General features: G+C 34.2%; 17 protein-coding genes. 8 read left to right on the top strand and 9 right to left on the bottom strand.

Annotated elements, in window-relative coordinates; all coding sequences use genetic code 11:
• Positions 1 to 31: 31 nt before the first annotated feature.
• The gene (locus tag NST77_RS10260; protein ID WP_095331982.1) at positions 32 to 628 is read left to right on the top strand and encodes a MerR family transcriptional regulator; all 597 of its coding nucleotides are present in this window, start codon (positions 32 to 34) and stop codon (positions 626 to 628) included.
• 88 nt (positions 629 to 716) lie between these two features.
• On the opposite strand, the gene NST77_RS10265 is transcribed toward NST77_RS10260, so the two are convergent.
• From NST77_RS10265 to NST77_RS10275, 3 genes are read right to left on the bottom strand one after another with little or no spacing between them, the layout of a single operon-like run.
• A complete protein-coding gene (locus NST77_RS10265; protein ID WP_163186214.1) occupies positions 717 to 1,196 on the bottom strand; it encodes a glutathione peroxidase in 480 nt (159 codons plus the stop codon).
• Between the two features lie 12 nt (positions 1,197 to 1,208).
• A complete protein-coding gene (locus NST77_RS10270; RefSeq protein ID WP_095331978.1) occupies positions 1,209 to 1,745 on the bottom strand; it encodes a hypothetical protein in 537 nt (178 codons plus the stop codon).
• A 35-nt stretch (positions 1,746 to 1,780) separates the two neighbouring features.
• Entirely contained in the window at positions 1,781 to 3,451 is a 1,671-nt protein-coding gene (locus NST77_RS10275; RefSeq protein ID WP_163186211.1) for a formate--tetrahydrofolate ligase, read from the bottom strand.
• A gap of 359 nt (positions 3,452 to 3,810) precedes the next feature.
• Here NST77_RS10275 and metA point away from each other — a divergent pair, with 359 nt between their 5' ends.
• Positions 3,811 to 4,719, top strand: coding sequence for a homoserine O-acetyltransferase MetA (gene metA, locus NST77_RS10280; RefSeq protein ID WP_163186208.1), 909 nt, complete (start codon positions 3,811 to 3,813; stop codon positions 4,717 to 4,719).
• A gap of 377 nt (positions 4,720 to 5,096) precedes the next feature.
• Here metA and NST77_RS10285 read toward each other — a convergent pair whose 3' ends face one another.
• Positions 5,097 to 5,801 carry an AIM24 family protein gene (locus NST77_RS10285; RefSeq protein WP_095331971.1) on the bottom strand — a complete coding sequence of 235 codons (705 nt, stop codon included), beginning with the start codon at positions 5,799 to 5,801 and terminating at the stop codon, positions 5,097 to 5,099.
• A gap of 213 nt (positions 5,802 to 6,014) precedes the next feature.
• Here NST77_RS10285 and NST77_RS10290 point away from each other — a divergent pair, with 213 nt between their 5' ends.
• Entirely contained in the window at positions 6,015 to 6,227 is a 213-nt protein-coding gene (locus NST77_RS10290) for a DUF3892 domain-containing protein (RefSeq protein WP_095331969.1), read from the top strand.
• 88 nt (positions 6,228 to 6,315) lie between these two features.
• Here NST77_RS10290 and mntR read toward each other — a convergent pair whose 3' ends face one another.
• Together mntR and NST77_RS10300 are read right to left on the bottom strand one after the other, a co-directional pair.
• Positions 6,316 to 6,741: a transcriptional regulator MntR gene (gene mntR / locus NST77_RS10295; RefSeq protein ID WP_095331968.1), complete on the bottom strand. Its 426-nt coding sequence runs from the start codon at positions 6,739 to 6,741 to the stop codon at positions 6,316 to 6,318.
• Between the two features lie 305 nt (positions 6,742 to 7,046).
• A complete protein-coding gene (locus tag NST77_RS10300) occupies positions 7,047 to 9,197 on the bottom strand; it encodes a type IA DNA topoisomerase (protein WP_095331967.1) in 2,151 nt (716 codons plus the stop codon).
• A gap of 278 nt (positions 9,198 to 9,475) precedes the next feature.
• On the opposite strand from NST77_RS10300, the gene NST77_RS10305 reads away from it, so the two are divergent.
• The 5 genes from NST77_RS10305 (at position 9,476) to NST77_RS10325 (ending at position 12,183) form a co-directional block, all read left to right on the top strand.
• On the top strand, positions 9,476 to 9,664 hold the full coding sequence (locus NST77_RS10305) for a transposase (protein ID WP_095331965.1): 189 nt from the start codon (positions 9,476 to 9,478) through the stop codon (positions 9,662 to 9,664).
• A 208-nt stretch (positions 9,665 to 9,872) separates the two neighbouring features.
• Positions 9,873 to 10,052, top strand: a complete 180-nt coding sequence (locus NST77_RS10310; protein ID WP_341122948.1) for a hypothetical protein — start codon at positions 9,873 to 9,875, stop codon at positions 10,050 to 10,052.
• A complete protein-coding gene (locus NST77_RS10315; protein WP_341122949.1) occupies positions 10,006 to 10,341 on the top strand; it encodes a hypothetical protein in 336 nt (111 codons plus the stop codon). The genes NST77_RS10310 and NST77_RS10315 overlap by 47 nt, the downstream gene beginning before the upstream one ends.
• A 14-nt stretch (positions 10,342 to 10,355) precedes the next feature.
• Complete coding sequence (locus NST77_RS10320; protein WP_341122950.1) at positions 10,356 to 10,709, top strand: hypothetical protein; 354 nt, start codon at positions 10,356 to 10,358, stop codon at positions 10,707 to 10,709.
• A 151-nt stretch (positions 10,710 to 10,860) separates the two neighbouring features.
• Positions 10,861 to 12,183: an IS1380 family transposase gene (locus NST77_RS10325; protein WP_095331960.1), complete on the top strand. Its 1,323-nt coding sequence runs from the start codon at positions 10,861 to 10,863 to the stop codon at positions 12,181 to 12,183.
• A 356-nt stretch (positions 12,184 to 12,539) separates the two neighbouring features.
• On the opposite strand, the gene NST77_RS10330 is transcribed toward NST77_RS10325, so the two are convergent.
• The 3 genes from NST77_RS10330 to NST77_RS10340 form a co-directional block, all read right to left on the bottom strand.
• Positions 12,540 to 13,526, bottom strand: coding sequence for an aromatic acid exporter family protein (locus tag NST77_RS10330; RefSeq protein ID WP_341122951.1), 987 nt, complete (start codon positions 13,524 to 13,526; stop codon positions 12,540 to 12,542).
• 2 nt (positions 13,527 to 13,528) lie between these two features.
• Positions 13,529 to 13,828 carry a hypothetical protein gene (locus tag NST77_RS10335; protein ID WP_095331959.1) on the bottom strand — a complete coding sequence of 100 codons (300 nt, stop codon included), beginning with the start codon at positions 13,826 to 13,828 and terminating at the stop codon, positions 13,529 to 13,531.
• A 296-nt stretch (positions 13,829 to 14,124) separates the two neighbouring features.
• Positions 14,125 to 14,412, bottom strand: a complete 288-nt coding sequence (locus tag NST77_RS10340) for a hypothetical protein (protein ID WP_163186205.1) — start codon at positions 14,410 to 14,412, stop codon at positions 14,125 to 14,127.
• Positions 14,413 to 14,683: the final 271 nt, after the last annotated feature.

A 14,683-nucleotide genomic window follows, 5' to 3' on the forward strand; every position in this document is an offset into this window, starting at 1 on the left:
TTCGATTATTTTATAATGAGGGGTGTATAGAATGTTAAGCGTACAAAAAAAAGAACTTACGATTAAGGAAGAAAACAGCAAATTATTAAGTGTGAAGGAAGCTGCGGAATATATTAATGAAGGTCCTGGTGTTGTTCGAAATTGGTTAAGAGAATTGAAAACACTCATACCAGTCATTATTGGCGAAAATGGCTACCGATATTTCGATCAAAAAAGCTTAGATATTTTAGTAAAAGTTAAACAAATGCGTAATGAAAAACAAATGTCTTTAAGACAAATTGAAGATGAGCTGACAAGGCCTTTACCTGCCTCTATCCCCATTGCCACTGAAGCTACGGAAAAAATTCTTCAGGATTTACAAACAATCAAAGAAGAATTAGAACTCCAAAAAAATTTCAATCAAGTATTAGTACAGCAACTAAAAAAGCAGCAAGAGCATATCGAATTTCAGCAAGAACATATTGCCAGTCAAGAAAGAAAAATAACTTTATTAGAAAATCCAATTGTTCTAAAAGAAAAAGAGGAACAATACTATGCTAAATCTAGAAAGAAGAAGCTGGCCGATCTAAATGAGCGGGAAACGAAGGAGAAAAAAAGTGGATTTATCCGCCTCTTTTCTTATCGTTAATCGTTCCTTATCATAAAAAATAAGGATCTTCAGCCTTTAGTGACAGGGTGTTCGTTCACTAAAAGCAGAAGATCCCTATTTTTTTCTGTTATCGGATAAGCTTTTCAATATCTGCTTTTATCTCGCTAGGACTTGTACTTGGTGCATAGCGGTCCACGACATTTCCATTGCGATCAATAAGAAACTTCGTAAAATTCCACTTGATTGCTTTCACACCTAATGCACCTGGTGCTTCTTTTGTTAAATATTGATAAAGAGGATCTGCTTCTTTACCATTCACATCAATTTTAGCAAACATCGGAAAAGTCACACCGTAATTCACTTCACAAAATGATTTTATTTCTTCATTTGTTCCCGGGTCTTGACTCATAAATTGATTACTTGGAAAACCCAGAACCACAAACCCCTCCTCTTTATACATTTGATACAATTCTTGCAGCTCTTTAAATTGAGGAGTAAAACCACATTTACTTGCAGTATTCACAATTAATAGGATATTCCCTTTAAAAGTGCTTAATGCCTGCATTTTTCCATCCATCGTTTTTACTTTAAAATCGTAAATGCTCATTTTACACTCTCCTTATACAGTTAATAATGAATCAATCGATTGAAGTGCAGTTAAAGTTTTTTCCATAAATTCCATCATCGTAATCATATCATCTATCTGTTCTTCTGTGATTAAACGATTAAAATCAATCGTAATATGATTCAGAATCGTTTGCTCCGCCTCAAGTGGCTGATAGCTGATTTCTTGCCTAATCTTCAAATCTTTTCCCCATATCTCTTCCACTAATTGCTGTATCAAGGGATAAAGAGTTTTGTCTTGTTTATGTCGTAAAAAAAGATGAATATATACGGTTGCACCAATCCACTTTTCTTTTTTTACACTCGCTAAAAGTTCAGCCGATAAATTTTGTAAATCAGCGGATAATTCAAACATTAGCTTAGCATTTTGTTGATTTTTCAATCGAAAAGTAATGGTATAATTTCTTGATAGCTTACTACTATTAAATACATCATTTCGATCTAAGACAATAATATCCCCATCTAAATCTTTATCATATATCAAGCCTTCCATTACTGTTCTCATATTTTCAAACGCTGTGGGATCAAACATCCTTTGTTCTCCTTTTTCCTTAATACATCCGGATATTAAAACAATCCAACTGCTTTACCGTCTTCATCAACATCCATGTTTAAAGCAGCAGGAGTTTTCGGTAAACCTGGCATTGTCATGACTTCACCAGTGAGTGCTACAAGGAAGCCCGCCCCAATAGATGGCTTAAATTCACGGATTGTAATTGAAAATCCTTCTGGTCTGCCAATCAATGATGGATCATCGGATAAAGAATATTGTGTCTTCGCCATACAAATAGGAAGATGCCCCCAACCAAATTTTTCAAAGTCGGCAATCTGTTTCTTTGCTTTTGAAGAATATTCTACCCTATTCGCTCCATAAATTTTTGTGGCAATCGCAAGCACTTTCTCTTCTATTGTAGTATTAAGCGAATATAAATGTCGAAAACTTTGTTCTTTCTTTTCGAGAATCGCTAAAATCTTTTGAGCAAGTTCTATACCGCCATCTCCACCTTTTTCCCAAACCTCTGTTAAAGCAACAGGAATTTGTGCTTGTTCACAAAGCTCTTTCAACAAACTAATTTCTAATTCAGTATCTGTTACGAATTTATTAATAGCAACAACAAATGGTAAACCGAATTCTTTAATACTTTCTACATGCTTTTGTAAATTAGCAAAACCCGCTCGCAGCGCTTCTATATTTTCAACACCTAGCTCTTTCTTCTCGACTCCTCCATGCATTTTTAAGGCACGAATTGTCGCAACTATCACGACGATTTCAGGATCTATCTCTTTATTCCTAGCCTTAATATTTAAAAATTTCTCTGCTCCTAAATCCGCACCAAACCCAGCTTCAGTGACAACATAGTCTCCTAATTTGACAGCAGCAGTAGTTGCAATGACACTATTGCAGCCATGGGCAATATTGGCAAACGGACCGCCATGAATAATCGCTGGAGAATGCTCGATTGTTTGAACCAAGTTTGGTTTAATTGCGTCTTTTAAAAGTAATGTAAGCGCACCTTCTACCTTCAAATCTCCCACAGTTACAGGTTCTCTGTCTAAATTATACGCAACGACCATTCGAGCCAGTCGAACTTTTAAATCATTAATATCTGCGGCCAGACATAAAACAGCCATAATTTCAGAAGCAACCGTAATGTCAAAGCCATCTTCTCTCGGAACTCCTTGTAATGGCCCTCCTAAACCAATCACTACTTTTCTCAGCGCACGATCGTTTAGATCAACTGCTCTTTTCCAAACTATACGGCGCTGATCAATACGACATTCATTGCCTTGATGTATATGATTATCTACTAAAGCTGCCAACGCATTATTGGCTGTTGTAATAGCATGAAGATCTCCAGTAAAATGCAGATTAATATCCTCCATAGGCAATACTTGCGCTTTTCCTCCGCCTGCAGCCCCTCCTTTGATCCCCATTGTAGGACCTAAAGAAGGTTCTCTCATTGCTATGACGGTTTTTCTCTGTAATTTATTCAACGCATCTCCTAATCCGACTGTAACAGTTGATTTGCCTTCTCCAGCAGGAGTTGGATTAATAGCCGTCACAAGGATAAGTTTACCTGATTTATTATTTTTCAACTTATTTAAGGTTGATGCTGTTATTTTCGCTTTATATTTTCCATATAATTCAAGATCATCATCTGATAAACCTAGCTTTTCGGCAATATGTATTATTGGTTTCATTACAGCTTGTTGAGCAATTTCGATGTCAGATTTCATTTTCGTCTATACCTCCATGATTATCCTCTGGTAATTTCAGTCTTCCTTTAACATTGTACATTAAAAGAGACGTGATACATACACGTTTCGACAAAATCATTATCTTACAAACATACTTAAAAATAATCCATAAATCCCTTTTAACATTCCTTCCTTTCACAAGATTATATAATATCTTTCAAAAATTCAAAACATTATGATTGCGACATATTCCAATCAAATTTATAATAAGCTATGATATTGATGGGAGAAAGTAATAACTAATTTATCGTTTAAATGCGATTGATATGAAAAAACGGCAGTGACACCACAGACAATACAGAAAAGACGATTATAACTATAGGAGGAGACATACCTTTATGCCTATAAGAATTCCTCAGCTCTTGCCAGCACGAGAAATACTTGAAGATGAAAATATATTTGTAATGGAAGAAGGGCGTGCAAGAACCCAGGATATTCGACCATTAAACATATTAATATTAAACTTAATGCCTCAAAAAGAAAAAACGGAGGTACAAATATTGCGTTTGCTTGGGAATACTCCTTTGCAGGTCAATATCTCCTTTTTGAGAACAGCATCGTATGAGTCAAAGAATACAAGTTCCTATCATTTAGAACAGTTTTATCGCGATTTTGAAGCAATAAAAACAAATAAATACGATGGAATGATTATTACAGGAGCGCCTGTGGAATTAATGAGTTTTGAAGAAGTTGATTATTGGGATGAATTAACCAAGATAATGGAATGGTCGAAAACAAATGTAACGTCTACTCTGCATATTTGCTGGGGAGCTCAGGCAGCTTTATTTCACCATTTTGGCATTAATAAGTATGAGTTGGAACAAAAGTGTTATGGAATTTACTCCCACCATGTCTTAAATCCGTCAGATAAATTAATGCGTGGTTTTGATGACAGCTATTTAGCTCCCCATTCAAGACATACTAATGTATCAATTGAAGAAATCAAAGCACATCCAAAACTTGAGCTGTTGTCTGCTTCTGATGAAGCTGGCGCCTTTATTATTAGTGGAAATAAAGGCAAACAAATCATGGTTACTGGTCACTTAGAGTATGATTCTAGCACACTTGCTGAAGAATATAAACGAGACAAAGAAAAAGGTTTAAATATTCACCTACCCCTCGGTTATTTTCCCGAGAATGATCCTAGTAAAAAGCCATTAAATAGTTGGCGGTCCCACGCTCATTTACTATTTTCCAACTGGCTGAATTATTATGTGTATCAAGAAACACCTTATGAGTGGAAATGACACACACCAAGTAAAAATAGCTGGCACATAAGATTCCAACTTAAAATAAGAGGTTGGGATAAAAGTATTTCAATTTAATATAACCCGAACAATTATACATTCATACTAAAAAGGATTCGTATAATTGTTTGGGATTTTTATTTATTGAAGAAAAAAGGTTTGTGGTAATCACCCGCAGCCTGAATACACTTCGCTTTCCATGGGGCGAGCGCCAAGCCTCCTCGTTCAGGCTTGCCGAGGAGGCTTAGGTTGCTCCCCGCGGAAAGGGAGTGTCTGTAACGCAATGGAACGAATTGGATTCACCACTAAATTAGAGATTGTTCGTCTTTATCCATTATTTATTTTGCTTTGTCCCACCCTTTTTAATGAGAGTTTATTTAACTGTTATTGCTTCCACTATTCGAAAAATATACTTCTTCGTATGGCTGAATAACGACGAAGCCCTCTCCCGAAAATTTCATTTGAATGGATTCTCCGCTGCCTCTTCCAAAAAATGATTTAAGAGTAATGTCTGTTACAAATTCTGGTTGTAGACTTCCCGACCAAGCAACTGTCGCATTAGGATCTGTGAATACAGGGTTATTTGGAGTAACTCTTAATGTTAATGGTTCGTAATGTGACGTAATCGCAACGATGCCACTTCCTGACAGGTTGATATTAAATAAGCCGCCAGAAAGCATCCCGGCAATTCTTTTCATTAACTTAATATCCCATTTGATAGACGGCTCAAATGCTAGTAAATCATTGCCATTTACAAAGATAGAATCACCATTTAAACGGAGAATGGAAATTTTCTTTCCTTGGTCAGCTAAGTAAAGTTTACCCGTTCCTTCTGCTTTCATTAAAGAAGCACCTTCACCAGTTAACGCTTTTTTAAACATTTTACCTATTCCGTGTTCCAAAATACCTTCGCGAGTAAACCGAATATTTCCTCGATAAGAAACCATACTTCCTGCTTTCGCCCAAATTTTATTTGTTAAATTAATTTCAAGCATCCTTTCTGTTTCTAGTTCGAAAATTCCTTCATTTTTATCTTGCTGCTCTGTCTTAGCTAAAAACTCCTCTAAGTCATATCTCCCCATTTTCTCACCTCTTCTAAAATTGTTAATTTAAGGATATCATTTAGCTAGTTGCATGAAAATAAAAATATAGGGTAATGTTAAATATATTTTCTTCTATAATCTATCACTGCATCCGGCAATTCATGATAATTTCAAATGGGTTTGTATATACTATTTTATATACATTAATTGGCAAGAAAAAATCGTATGTGATTACAAAGAAAGGAGCTAATTATGGAAAAAATTGTTGCAGTAGAACGAAATTATATGGGAGACATTATTAGTTTTAAAACATCTAATGGTAGAGTAATTTCCTATCGAAAAGCTTTGCTTGATATCGAAACTGGGATAATTGACGGAGTAGAAATTATGGAAAATGAAAGAGAGCAAGAAGATTTACCCTACTCGATAATAGATAACTTTGACAATTATCCACCTATTTTTTAACCGTTTTCCAATAGACAATAAGGGCAATTCTCTGTAGGCGTTTATTCTGCTTTATTAAAGCACACACCTAGAGAAAATTGCCCTTTCTTTATTCGATTGAATCGTTTTTTTGCTGAATTATTTTTAACTCTTCTACATGTTTTGGATTCTCTTCAAAAAATTGCACTAAATCACCAATACGATCAATAGAGTCCCAGCTTAGATGATGTTCTATTCCTTCTACATCATCATATATATTTTCTTCTTTCACCCCAATAATTCTTAATAATTGCTCTAAAAGTTCATGTCTATACACTAATCGCTTGCCGATTTTCTTTCCTTTTGGGGTCAAAACCAAGCCTCTATATTTTTCATAAACCAGATACTCATCCTTATCCAATTTCTGAACCATTTTTGTTACAGAGGAGGGATGGACAGATAGGCCTTCGGCAATATCTGATACTCGTGCATATCCTTTATCTTCTATTAGGTTGTAAATGCGCTCAATGTAGTCTTCCATACTAGGTGTCGGCAATTCAACCCCTCCTTTACCAGGATTACTCCTTTTTTCTATTCTATTCCATCATGCTTGTCTACGTTATATGTATGTAAATACTTGTTTAAACAAAAAATTCACCTCTTTACAGAGGGAATAAACGTTTTAGAATAAGCTAGTTAAAATAGTGTGGCATAAAAGTATTTCTTAAGCATTTTACTATAAAAAAAATAAGGAAACAAGATTCTTTCTAACATAAGCTTCTTAAAAAACTCGTTCCCTCAAGTAAATTCCATGTGCTTTTATCTTTCTATTTTAGCACTGATACAAATTTGTAGCAAAATCTATTCGGGAAATTCCATTTTCCAACTAAAATACTCGTTATCCTGATTCTTCTCATATTTCATGATAGCATCAAATTTATTTCCTTTTTTGCTAATTAATCCTTTAACTGGCGCTTTCCCATTCTTGAGTAGTGCTTTAACCATCGTTTTCGTCGGCTTCTTCTTCATGGTCCCAAGAAATTTATCATTTTTCCAAATGACATATTTACAGCCATTTTTCCAGTTACTGCAGCCAAACCCCTTTTTTCCTTCTATAACAGCATGACCACAAAGGGGGCATTTCCCCAATACTTCTGTTTTGCCCTTGGTATATGTAACTTCTTGGATAATGATATCTTCTTCCTTCTTTATTGTTTCCACCGCGTTTGTTGTGAAGCTGCTAATTATTTGCAAAAATTGTTGTTTACTAAATTGTCCTTTTTCAATATCATAAAGTGTTTTTTCAAGTCTTCCTGTGAAATCTAAGTTAAACAAATCTTTAATTGGAAAGATTTCGACCATTCTTCTTCCTAACTCCGTACAAACTAAGCTTTTATTTTTTGCTTCTATATAACCAATATCTTTTAGTTTTTTTATTGTTTCAGCACGAGTAGCTGGCGTCCCAATGCTAAATCCGCTTAAAATGGATAATACATCTTCCTCTGTATCCGCATCAAAATTTTTCCCGCAAGTTTCCATCAGCCGAAGCAGTGTCTTTTCCGTATGTTCCTTTGGCGGCTGTGTAGTATGGATGCTAGTGGATGCTTTTTGTGTTAAAACCTCTTCTTGCAAATTTACTAACGGAAGCATAACATCTTTCGATTGTATATTTTCAATTTTTTTCCAGCCCTCTACTAATTGAACTTTTCCTTTTGTTACGAATCTTCCTTTTAATTCCACTTGATTCACGCTTGTGATGATTCTCGTCTCTTCTACCTCAGCAACAGGCATAAATTGCATTAATAACCGATTTTTTATTGCTACATATACTTGTTCTTCCTCTTGGCTTAATTTTTTGGGGAGAACATAAGTAGGAATAATTGCGCTATGACTTTCCACCTTTTTATTATCAAAAATTCGTTTGGATGGCACAAATTTCACTTCATTTTTAAACGGTAAATCTGCGGCGAGGAGATTTACCACTTTTTCTGTTTTCGCAATAAGACTTTCTTCTAGGGCAATACTCGCAGTTCTTGGGTACGTGATATATTTCTTTTCATAGAGACTTTGCGCAACTTTTAATACTTTATCAGCTGTCCATCCCTTATATTTGCTAGTTATATAGCCTTGAAGATTAGAAAGATTAAACAAAAAAGGCGGATATTCCTTTTTCTTTTGTACCTTCTTATCTATTACAACTGCTGTTTTGCCTTTAATCTGTTCTTCTATTTCTTTCAAATATAGTTCTTCTTTAAACTTTTCTTCTTTGTTTTCTAGATAAGTACCTGTATAACTACTTCCATTTTCCGTTAAAAACGTTGCTTGCAGTTTATAATAATTTTCTGGAACGAAATTTTCGATTTCTTTATCACGATCATAAATGATTTTAAGCGTTGGCAATAAAACTCTTCCAATATTCAATGCCTTCCCTTTGCCTTTTTGATATTTCAAGGTTGCCACAGAGGTTAAATTAATACCAATTAACCAATCGGCCCATTGTCTGCTAACTCCGGCAGCTTGAAGAGGTCTCAGCTCTTTATTAGAACGAAGATTATTTAATCCATTCAATACTTCATTCGGTGTCCATTCATTCAGCAATAGTCGGTAAACTTCTTTTTCCGTTTTTAAATTATAAATAATACTATCTCCAATTAGCTGTCCTTCTCGATCATAGTCACAGGCAGATATGATTGAATCTACATCTTGTCTTTTCATTAACCTATGAATAATTTTCAGTTGTTTTTCTGCTCCACGGTCGGGCTTGTCTCTATCTTTCGGATCAGACTTTACTTTATATTGAAATTTCGGAGGAATAAATGGAAAATTTTCTAACTTCCATGTAGACATTTTTTCATCATAGTCTTTCGCATCATTTAACTGCAATAAATGGCCAAAAGCCCATGTAACAATATAGCCATTTCCTTCAAAATAGCCATCTTGTCTGTTTTTTATTTTTAAAGCATCTGCAATGTTTTTCGATACAGATGGTTTTTCTGCCAATATTAATTTCATCTATATCACCTTTTTTCATAACTTACGTTCCTTGTTATTTTATACAAAATAATATTATAATCGCAAAAAAGATAATTGTATAGAAAGGGGAAAAGCAGTAGAAATGCAACTAGAGGATAATAGAACCTACATTATTCATACGAAAGAACAAAAAAGCGAGAAACTCTTATCACTCTAAGAAACTCTCCCTTTTTTATTTTCACTTTTCAAGTGAAATGAACCCTCATTTTTGATATGCTTTAATCACGATAAAAAAGCAAAAAATGGAGGGGTTCTATATGAAAAGTGTACTAGAAACGAACTTAAGTTTCAATAAAAGAGTAAAGGTTAATTTTGAAGGCGGTGACCTTACGTCCGATTCAGGGTTACTTTTATACAAAGAGTTTGATGAAAAGCTCGGTATTACGGAAATGATTAACATTAGGGAATATCCAAAACCTGCGGGTCAAAATAGAGTAGTTTCATGAAGATGTAGTCAAATTTGAAAAAGACGTAATCATCCAAGGGAGAAGTCAGTCGATTTCCCGGGCACGAAGACAATTGATATGAACTTTTACTGAATTTCCTGAAGAAACAAAAATAAAAAAATTTCTTAATATGGTAGTATTTCCCTATATACAACTTGCATCTAATGTCGATATTAAATTTATACAAAAAAAATTTAGGAGGAATAGTATGAAAAAGATTCTCGGAATTATTGCAGTTGCAGTATTATCATTTTCGTTTGTATTTTCAGTAACTCCTACTAAAACCTTAGCAGGACCGGCAACTCCCCTAACAAACTTGCAAATAATTGGTATTACATCAGATGGCAATGACTTCCTGTGGGAAGATATTGAATTTAATCAAACTTAGTGCAAGTATTCCTTTAAAAGGAGAATATGTTTATCTAGCAATTTATGTTGAGGGTACTGAACGTCAAGGTTGGTTGAGAATTAACAGTGGTGGAACAGATATTACTGCTCAGACAATTAAAGCCTTGCCAGATGAACCACTAGTAGGATCAGATAATATTGTGTATGGATGGATTAAGTATTATGAAATACCAAAGAACTTGTTAAGCTCAGGTGCAATAAATATTTCTGCCCTAAATTACTATGATAACACTACATTCTATGATAATATCAGCTTTTTAATCGAATAAGGTAAGGTGATTATATGAAAATTAATGACAAAGCATCCTTTCATGCATATACACAGTTATCTTTAGTTTCAAGGTTCAAAAAACACATGGAAACAGTAAACAAGTATGGTAATAATACTGTAGAAGAAATGAAGAATAGAATGGGTTTTTCTACTTTTAATGAAGCTATTAAAGATAATAAAATAATAAATAAAGATTTAGCTCGTGACACTTCAAGCTTTCATAAGGGTATTCTTGAAGATAGGCTCAAACATTCTGGAAATACATTTTATTCAGGACAGGTGTCAGAAATAGTAAATAAAGCATTTAAACTTGGATTAGTCGGAAACAATGAATATTTAATTTCTAAATATAAAGAGAGTATATAAATACAACCTACATTATTCATACAAAAAAGCGAGAAACTCTTATCACTCTAAGAGACTCTCGCTTTTTTATTTTCACTTTTTTAGTGAAAAGAACCCTCAATTTTGATATGTTTTAATCACCACAAAAAAAACGAAAAATGAGGGGTTCCATATGAAAAGTGTACAAGAAACGAGCTTACATTTCAATAAAAGAGTAAAGATTAATTTTGATGGCGGCGATCTCTCGTCCGATTCAGGATTGCTTTTATACAAAGAATTTGATGAGAAACTGGACATTACGAAAATGATTAAAGAAAAAATCAACATTTCAGATTCTTCCTCTCATCACACTCATTCTAATCATGATGTCATCATGCAAAAAGTGTATCAACATCTCGCAGGCTATCATACAGACAATGCAGCCGATGACCTTCAAGTCGAACCAACGATGCTTCGCGTTTTTTCTAAAGAACGATTGGCCTCCCAACCTACCATCTCACGATTAAACTCAAAAGTAGACGAAGAAACCGTTAATCAATTTCAACAGACTATCCAATGCTTATTTGATCGTGTACAGCTGGTGAAGCCAAGTGACGGCTATATCTTCGATATAGATTCTGCTAATTTCGAGACAACAGGAAATCAAGAAAATACCGCTTATAATGCACATTATCGGACGATGGGCTTTCATCCTTTGTTCTTATTTGATGGGCTTACGGGTGACTGTATCAAGGCTGTCCTCCGAAGTGGAAATGTGTATACGTCAAATGGCGTGGTTGAATTTTTGGAACCTGTTCTGATTCACTTTAAGGAACTGTATCCCCACTGTCCCATCATCATTCGCGGAGATAGTGGGTTTGCATCTCCAGGGTTATATGAATTGTGTGAAAAATATGACGTGCATTTTGTGATTCGCCTAAAAGCGAATGCCAAATTAAATGGGTTTGCCCAAGAACTAGAAGCACAGATTACAAAAAACCTTGAAATCACATCGAAACCTTGTGTCTTTTATCAAGAAATGAACTATAAAGCTGCATCATGGCATACTGAACGAAGAGTCATCATTAAGCTAGAAAAGCCAACTGATGAACTCTTATTTACCTATACATTTATTGTGACAAGTCTTTCTGCCAACGCCAAAAACATAGTAAAGACCTATCAAAATCGAGGAACGATGGAGAACTTTATCAAGGAAGGTAAAAATGGTTTTGCGTTTGATTGGTTGAGTAGCCATTCTCAAAAAACAAATGCCATGCGTCTCCAAATGTCCGTGTTAGCTTATAATTTCCATAATTGGTTCCGAAGAATTTGTTTGCCAAACAAAGTGCGAAATCAAACGATGGAAACGTTACGCAGTCAACTCATTAAAATCGCGGGTAAAGTTATACGATCTTCTCGTTATATCACGTTCAAATTATGTAGTAGTTGCTTATACAAAGATGCATTCTGGCAAACGTTACGAAATATCCAACGATTACAAGTCAAAATAGAATAAGTCCTGCAGATATAAACAATTTTTGTGAAACGCGTTCTAACAAGGGAGAAGTCTGTCCAATTCCAGCTCATGAGGTTTCTGATTTTATGAATTTATCCATTTCCGAAGGAAATTGTGGTAAAAACAAAAAGCGAAACCACAAAGTGAACTTGGTTTTCAGGATCCTAGTCAGTTTGTGGTTTATTATTAGCAGCCAATCTATTCCATGAATAATTTGGGATAGAAGTGTTTCAATAATTTATAGAGATTACTATATTTATGCTATTAATTTACCAATACAAAAGGGAAGTTTGCCTATCCATAATAAATAGACGGAGAACATAGCAAATGAAATTCTCCGTCTTTCCTTAAGATAACTAATATGCCACCTTCAAGGATTTTTTAATTTGTAAATACTGTTCTAATTCTTTTAAAACAAAAAAAACATGCGCCTGTTCTTCAAATGAATCCCAGTCAGCAGGCAGTTTATCATGCTTGATCAGCTCTTCTACTCTTTGGAGTTTACTTAAAAATAATACGGCCGTATTTCCTGAATGGACACATAAACTAAGTTCTTCCAGAAAGTCTGCCACCAGCTCTCGTTGATTATCTAATGTCTCTACAGATAAAATTCGATCAAAAAGCCTTGATATAATCTCTAATTGCTTTTCTCGGATTGTGAAGTAATGATAATAATAATTCTCTTTTCGAGTAAAATGATTTTCTACATCACGATAGGCGACTGATTTTGCACATTGTACAATATCTGATGCACGCTTTAATTTTGAAGCATACTCTTCTGTGATTTCATTTGTCCGCAAGTAAACAACCATATCCATCAATAATGCTTTAAAATAGGACTCAATATCCTTTTGATGTACTTTCATTTCCTTATCTAGACTAGGCATATAGCTATTAACAAGTAATGCTGCTCCAATTCCAATTACGATCAATGCCCATTCATTAAGAACAACGTCCCAAGTCATATGGTTGGTGGAATATATATGGAGGATAATAACAGTACTTGTTACAACCCCTTCATTTACCTTAAGTAAGACAGTGGTTGGGATAAATAATAGCAATAATAAACCAATGATATACGGTTCATACGCCATCCCCTCAAAGAAAATATAGGAAAATGGAATGGCAAGCATACATGCGATAAAACGTGAAAATGCACTATGCAAAGACTTTTTCTTCGAGTTTTGAACACAAAGTATGGTTATAATCGCTGAAGATACATAGAAATCTAAGTAAAAAAACTGGGCGATAGTTATTCCTATACTTACCGCAACTGCTGTTTTAAAGGTTCGATAACCAATTTTATATTTTTTCAGATTTCGCAAAGCTCTATGCATTTGCATCATCAATCACAACCAGTAACTAATAAATCATCCTGTAAAGAAGCTAACCTCGTATTTATTGCAATTTTATCACCAGGTTTTACTAAAAGTTCCACCACAGATCCACTAAAAGGAACACTGACATCTTTTATTTCTCCTGCTAATGTTCTAATAGTCAAAATTGGTTCCCACTCATAGAAATAAGCTTTTTCCTTCATTAGAATCTCACTAACAGTGCCTTCAAACGGACTAAGGATCATCTGGTCTTCTCTGGAAATTTCATAATACGGACTTTGACTGCTCTTTACAATCGTTTCAATCATTTTAATAAATCTTCCCTTTTATTTATTTTTTTACTTTACTTGTTTTGGGTTTATTTCATTGATAAATAAACTTAGTAATATAATAGTAATCATGTTAATAAAAACACATTTCCCCCTATAATTCAATGATTTCATGGATAATTTCTGCTTTTTTTCATAGGAAATTTTTGCATAAAAAACTTCTTTCAAATGTCTGTCAGGATTGAATCCCGCAGATATAACAATGAAAGCGCGAACAGGTTGTTTTTAAAATTATTTCTATTTGTTTTATGAAAAAAAACTAGCTGTTAGCTAGTTTACATAAAATACTTCTTTATTTTGCTGTCTGTTTGGATATACCAATTTTCTTTTTCAATAATGTTTGATACCGTTAAAATAAGAGATGGGATTTTTTCTACATTGAATACGATTAAGCCAATTTTTTTTACCATAATGACAAAGGACTCGCCATGTGAAAAACTAGGCAGCACACTCCCTAATTGAAGAATACTTTTTACTATCGCTTCCTTACTGTCTTCCTCTAGAACAATATTTGGGGTAAATCGCAAAATCCAATTTTCCTTTTCCATTGAAAATCGATACATTAAGCCACCCTCTTATTCTATTTCCTAAAAAAAACAAAACTGCTATTTCATCATATGTGGAAAATCATTATTTATGTAACCTAATAGTATGGGTAAAAACCTCTTTCAGATCCCTCCTTTTTTCCCATCCAAGTATTTATATTTTCATCCATTTATTTTGAATCACACCAAATTTAATCATCCTATGTATTCGTTTTCTTTTTATTCAGCTAATAAGAAAACCCTTCCAAAAATTTAATTAAGTTTTCCGAAAAAACGCTTAGAAACCTTG

Source organism: Niallia sp. FSL W8-0177 (assembly GCF_038006285.1).
Classification (GTDB): Bacteria; Bacillota; Bacilli; order Bacillales; family Cytobacillaceae; genus Niallia; species Niallia circulans_A.

Coding starts and splice junctions, on each gene's coding strand:
- NST77_RS10260 (WP_095331982.1), top strand. CDS start 32: ATGTTAAGCGTACAAAAAAAAGAACTTACGATTAAGGAAGAAAACAGC.
- NST77_RS10265 (WP_163186214.1), bottom strand. CDS start 1,196: ATGAGCATTTACGATTTTAAAGTAAAAACGATGGATGGAAAAATGCAG.
- NST77_RS10270 (WP_095331978.1), bottom strand. CDS start 1,745: ATGTTTGATCCCACAGCGTTTGAAAATATGAGAACAGTAATGGAAGGC.
- NST77_RS10275 (WP_163186211.1), bottom strand. CDS start 3,451: ATGAAATCTGACATCGAAATTGCTCAACAAGCTGTAATGAAACCAATA.
- metA (WP_163186208.1), top strand. CDS start 3,811: ATGCCTATAAGAATTCCTCAGCTCTTGCCAGCACGAGAAATACTTGAA.
- NST77_RS10285 (WP_095331971.1), bottom strand. CDS start 5,801: ATGGGGAGATATGACTTAGAGGAGTTTTTAGCTAAGACAGAGCAGCAA.
- NST77_RS10290 (WP_095331969.1), top strand. CDS start 6,015: ATGGAAAAAATTGTTGCAGTAGAACGAAATTATATGGGAGACATTATT.
- NST77_RS10300 (WP_095331967.1), bottom strand. CDS start 9,197: ATGAAATTAATATTGGCAGAAAAACCATCTGTATCGAAAAACATTGCA.
- NST77_RS10305 (WP_095331965.1), top strand. CDS start 9,476: ATGAAAAGTGTACTAGAAACGAACTTAAGTTTCAATAAAAGAGTAAAG.
- NST77_RS10310 (WP_341122948.1), top strand. CDS start 9,873: ATGAAAAAGATTCTCGGAATTATTGCAGTTGCAGTATTATCATTTTCG.
- NST77_RS10315 (WP_341122949.1), top strand. CDS start 10,006: ATGGCAATGACTTCCTGTGGGAAGATATTGAATTTAATCAAACTTAGT.
- NST77_RS10320 (WP_341122950.1), top strand. CDS start 10,356: ATGAAAATTAATGACAAAGCATCCTTTCATGCATATACACAGTTATCT.
- NST77_RS10325 (WP_095331960.1), top strand. CDS start 10,861: ATGAAAAGTGTACAAGAAACGAGCTTACATTTCAATAAAAGAGTAAAG.
- NST77_RS10330 (WP_341122951.1), bottom strand. CDS start 13,526: ATGCAAATGCATAGAGCTTTGCGAAATCTGAAAAAATATAAAATTGGT.
- NST77_RS10335 (WP_095331959.1), bottom strand. CDS start 13,828: ATGATTGAAACGATTGTAAAGAGCAGTCAAAGTCCGTATTATGAAATT.
- NST77_RS10340 (WP_163186205.1), bottom strand. CDS start 14,412: ATGTATCGATTTTCAATGGAAAAGGAAAATTGGATTTTGCGATTTACC.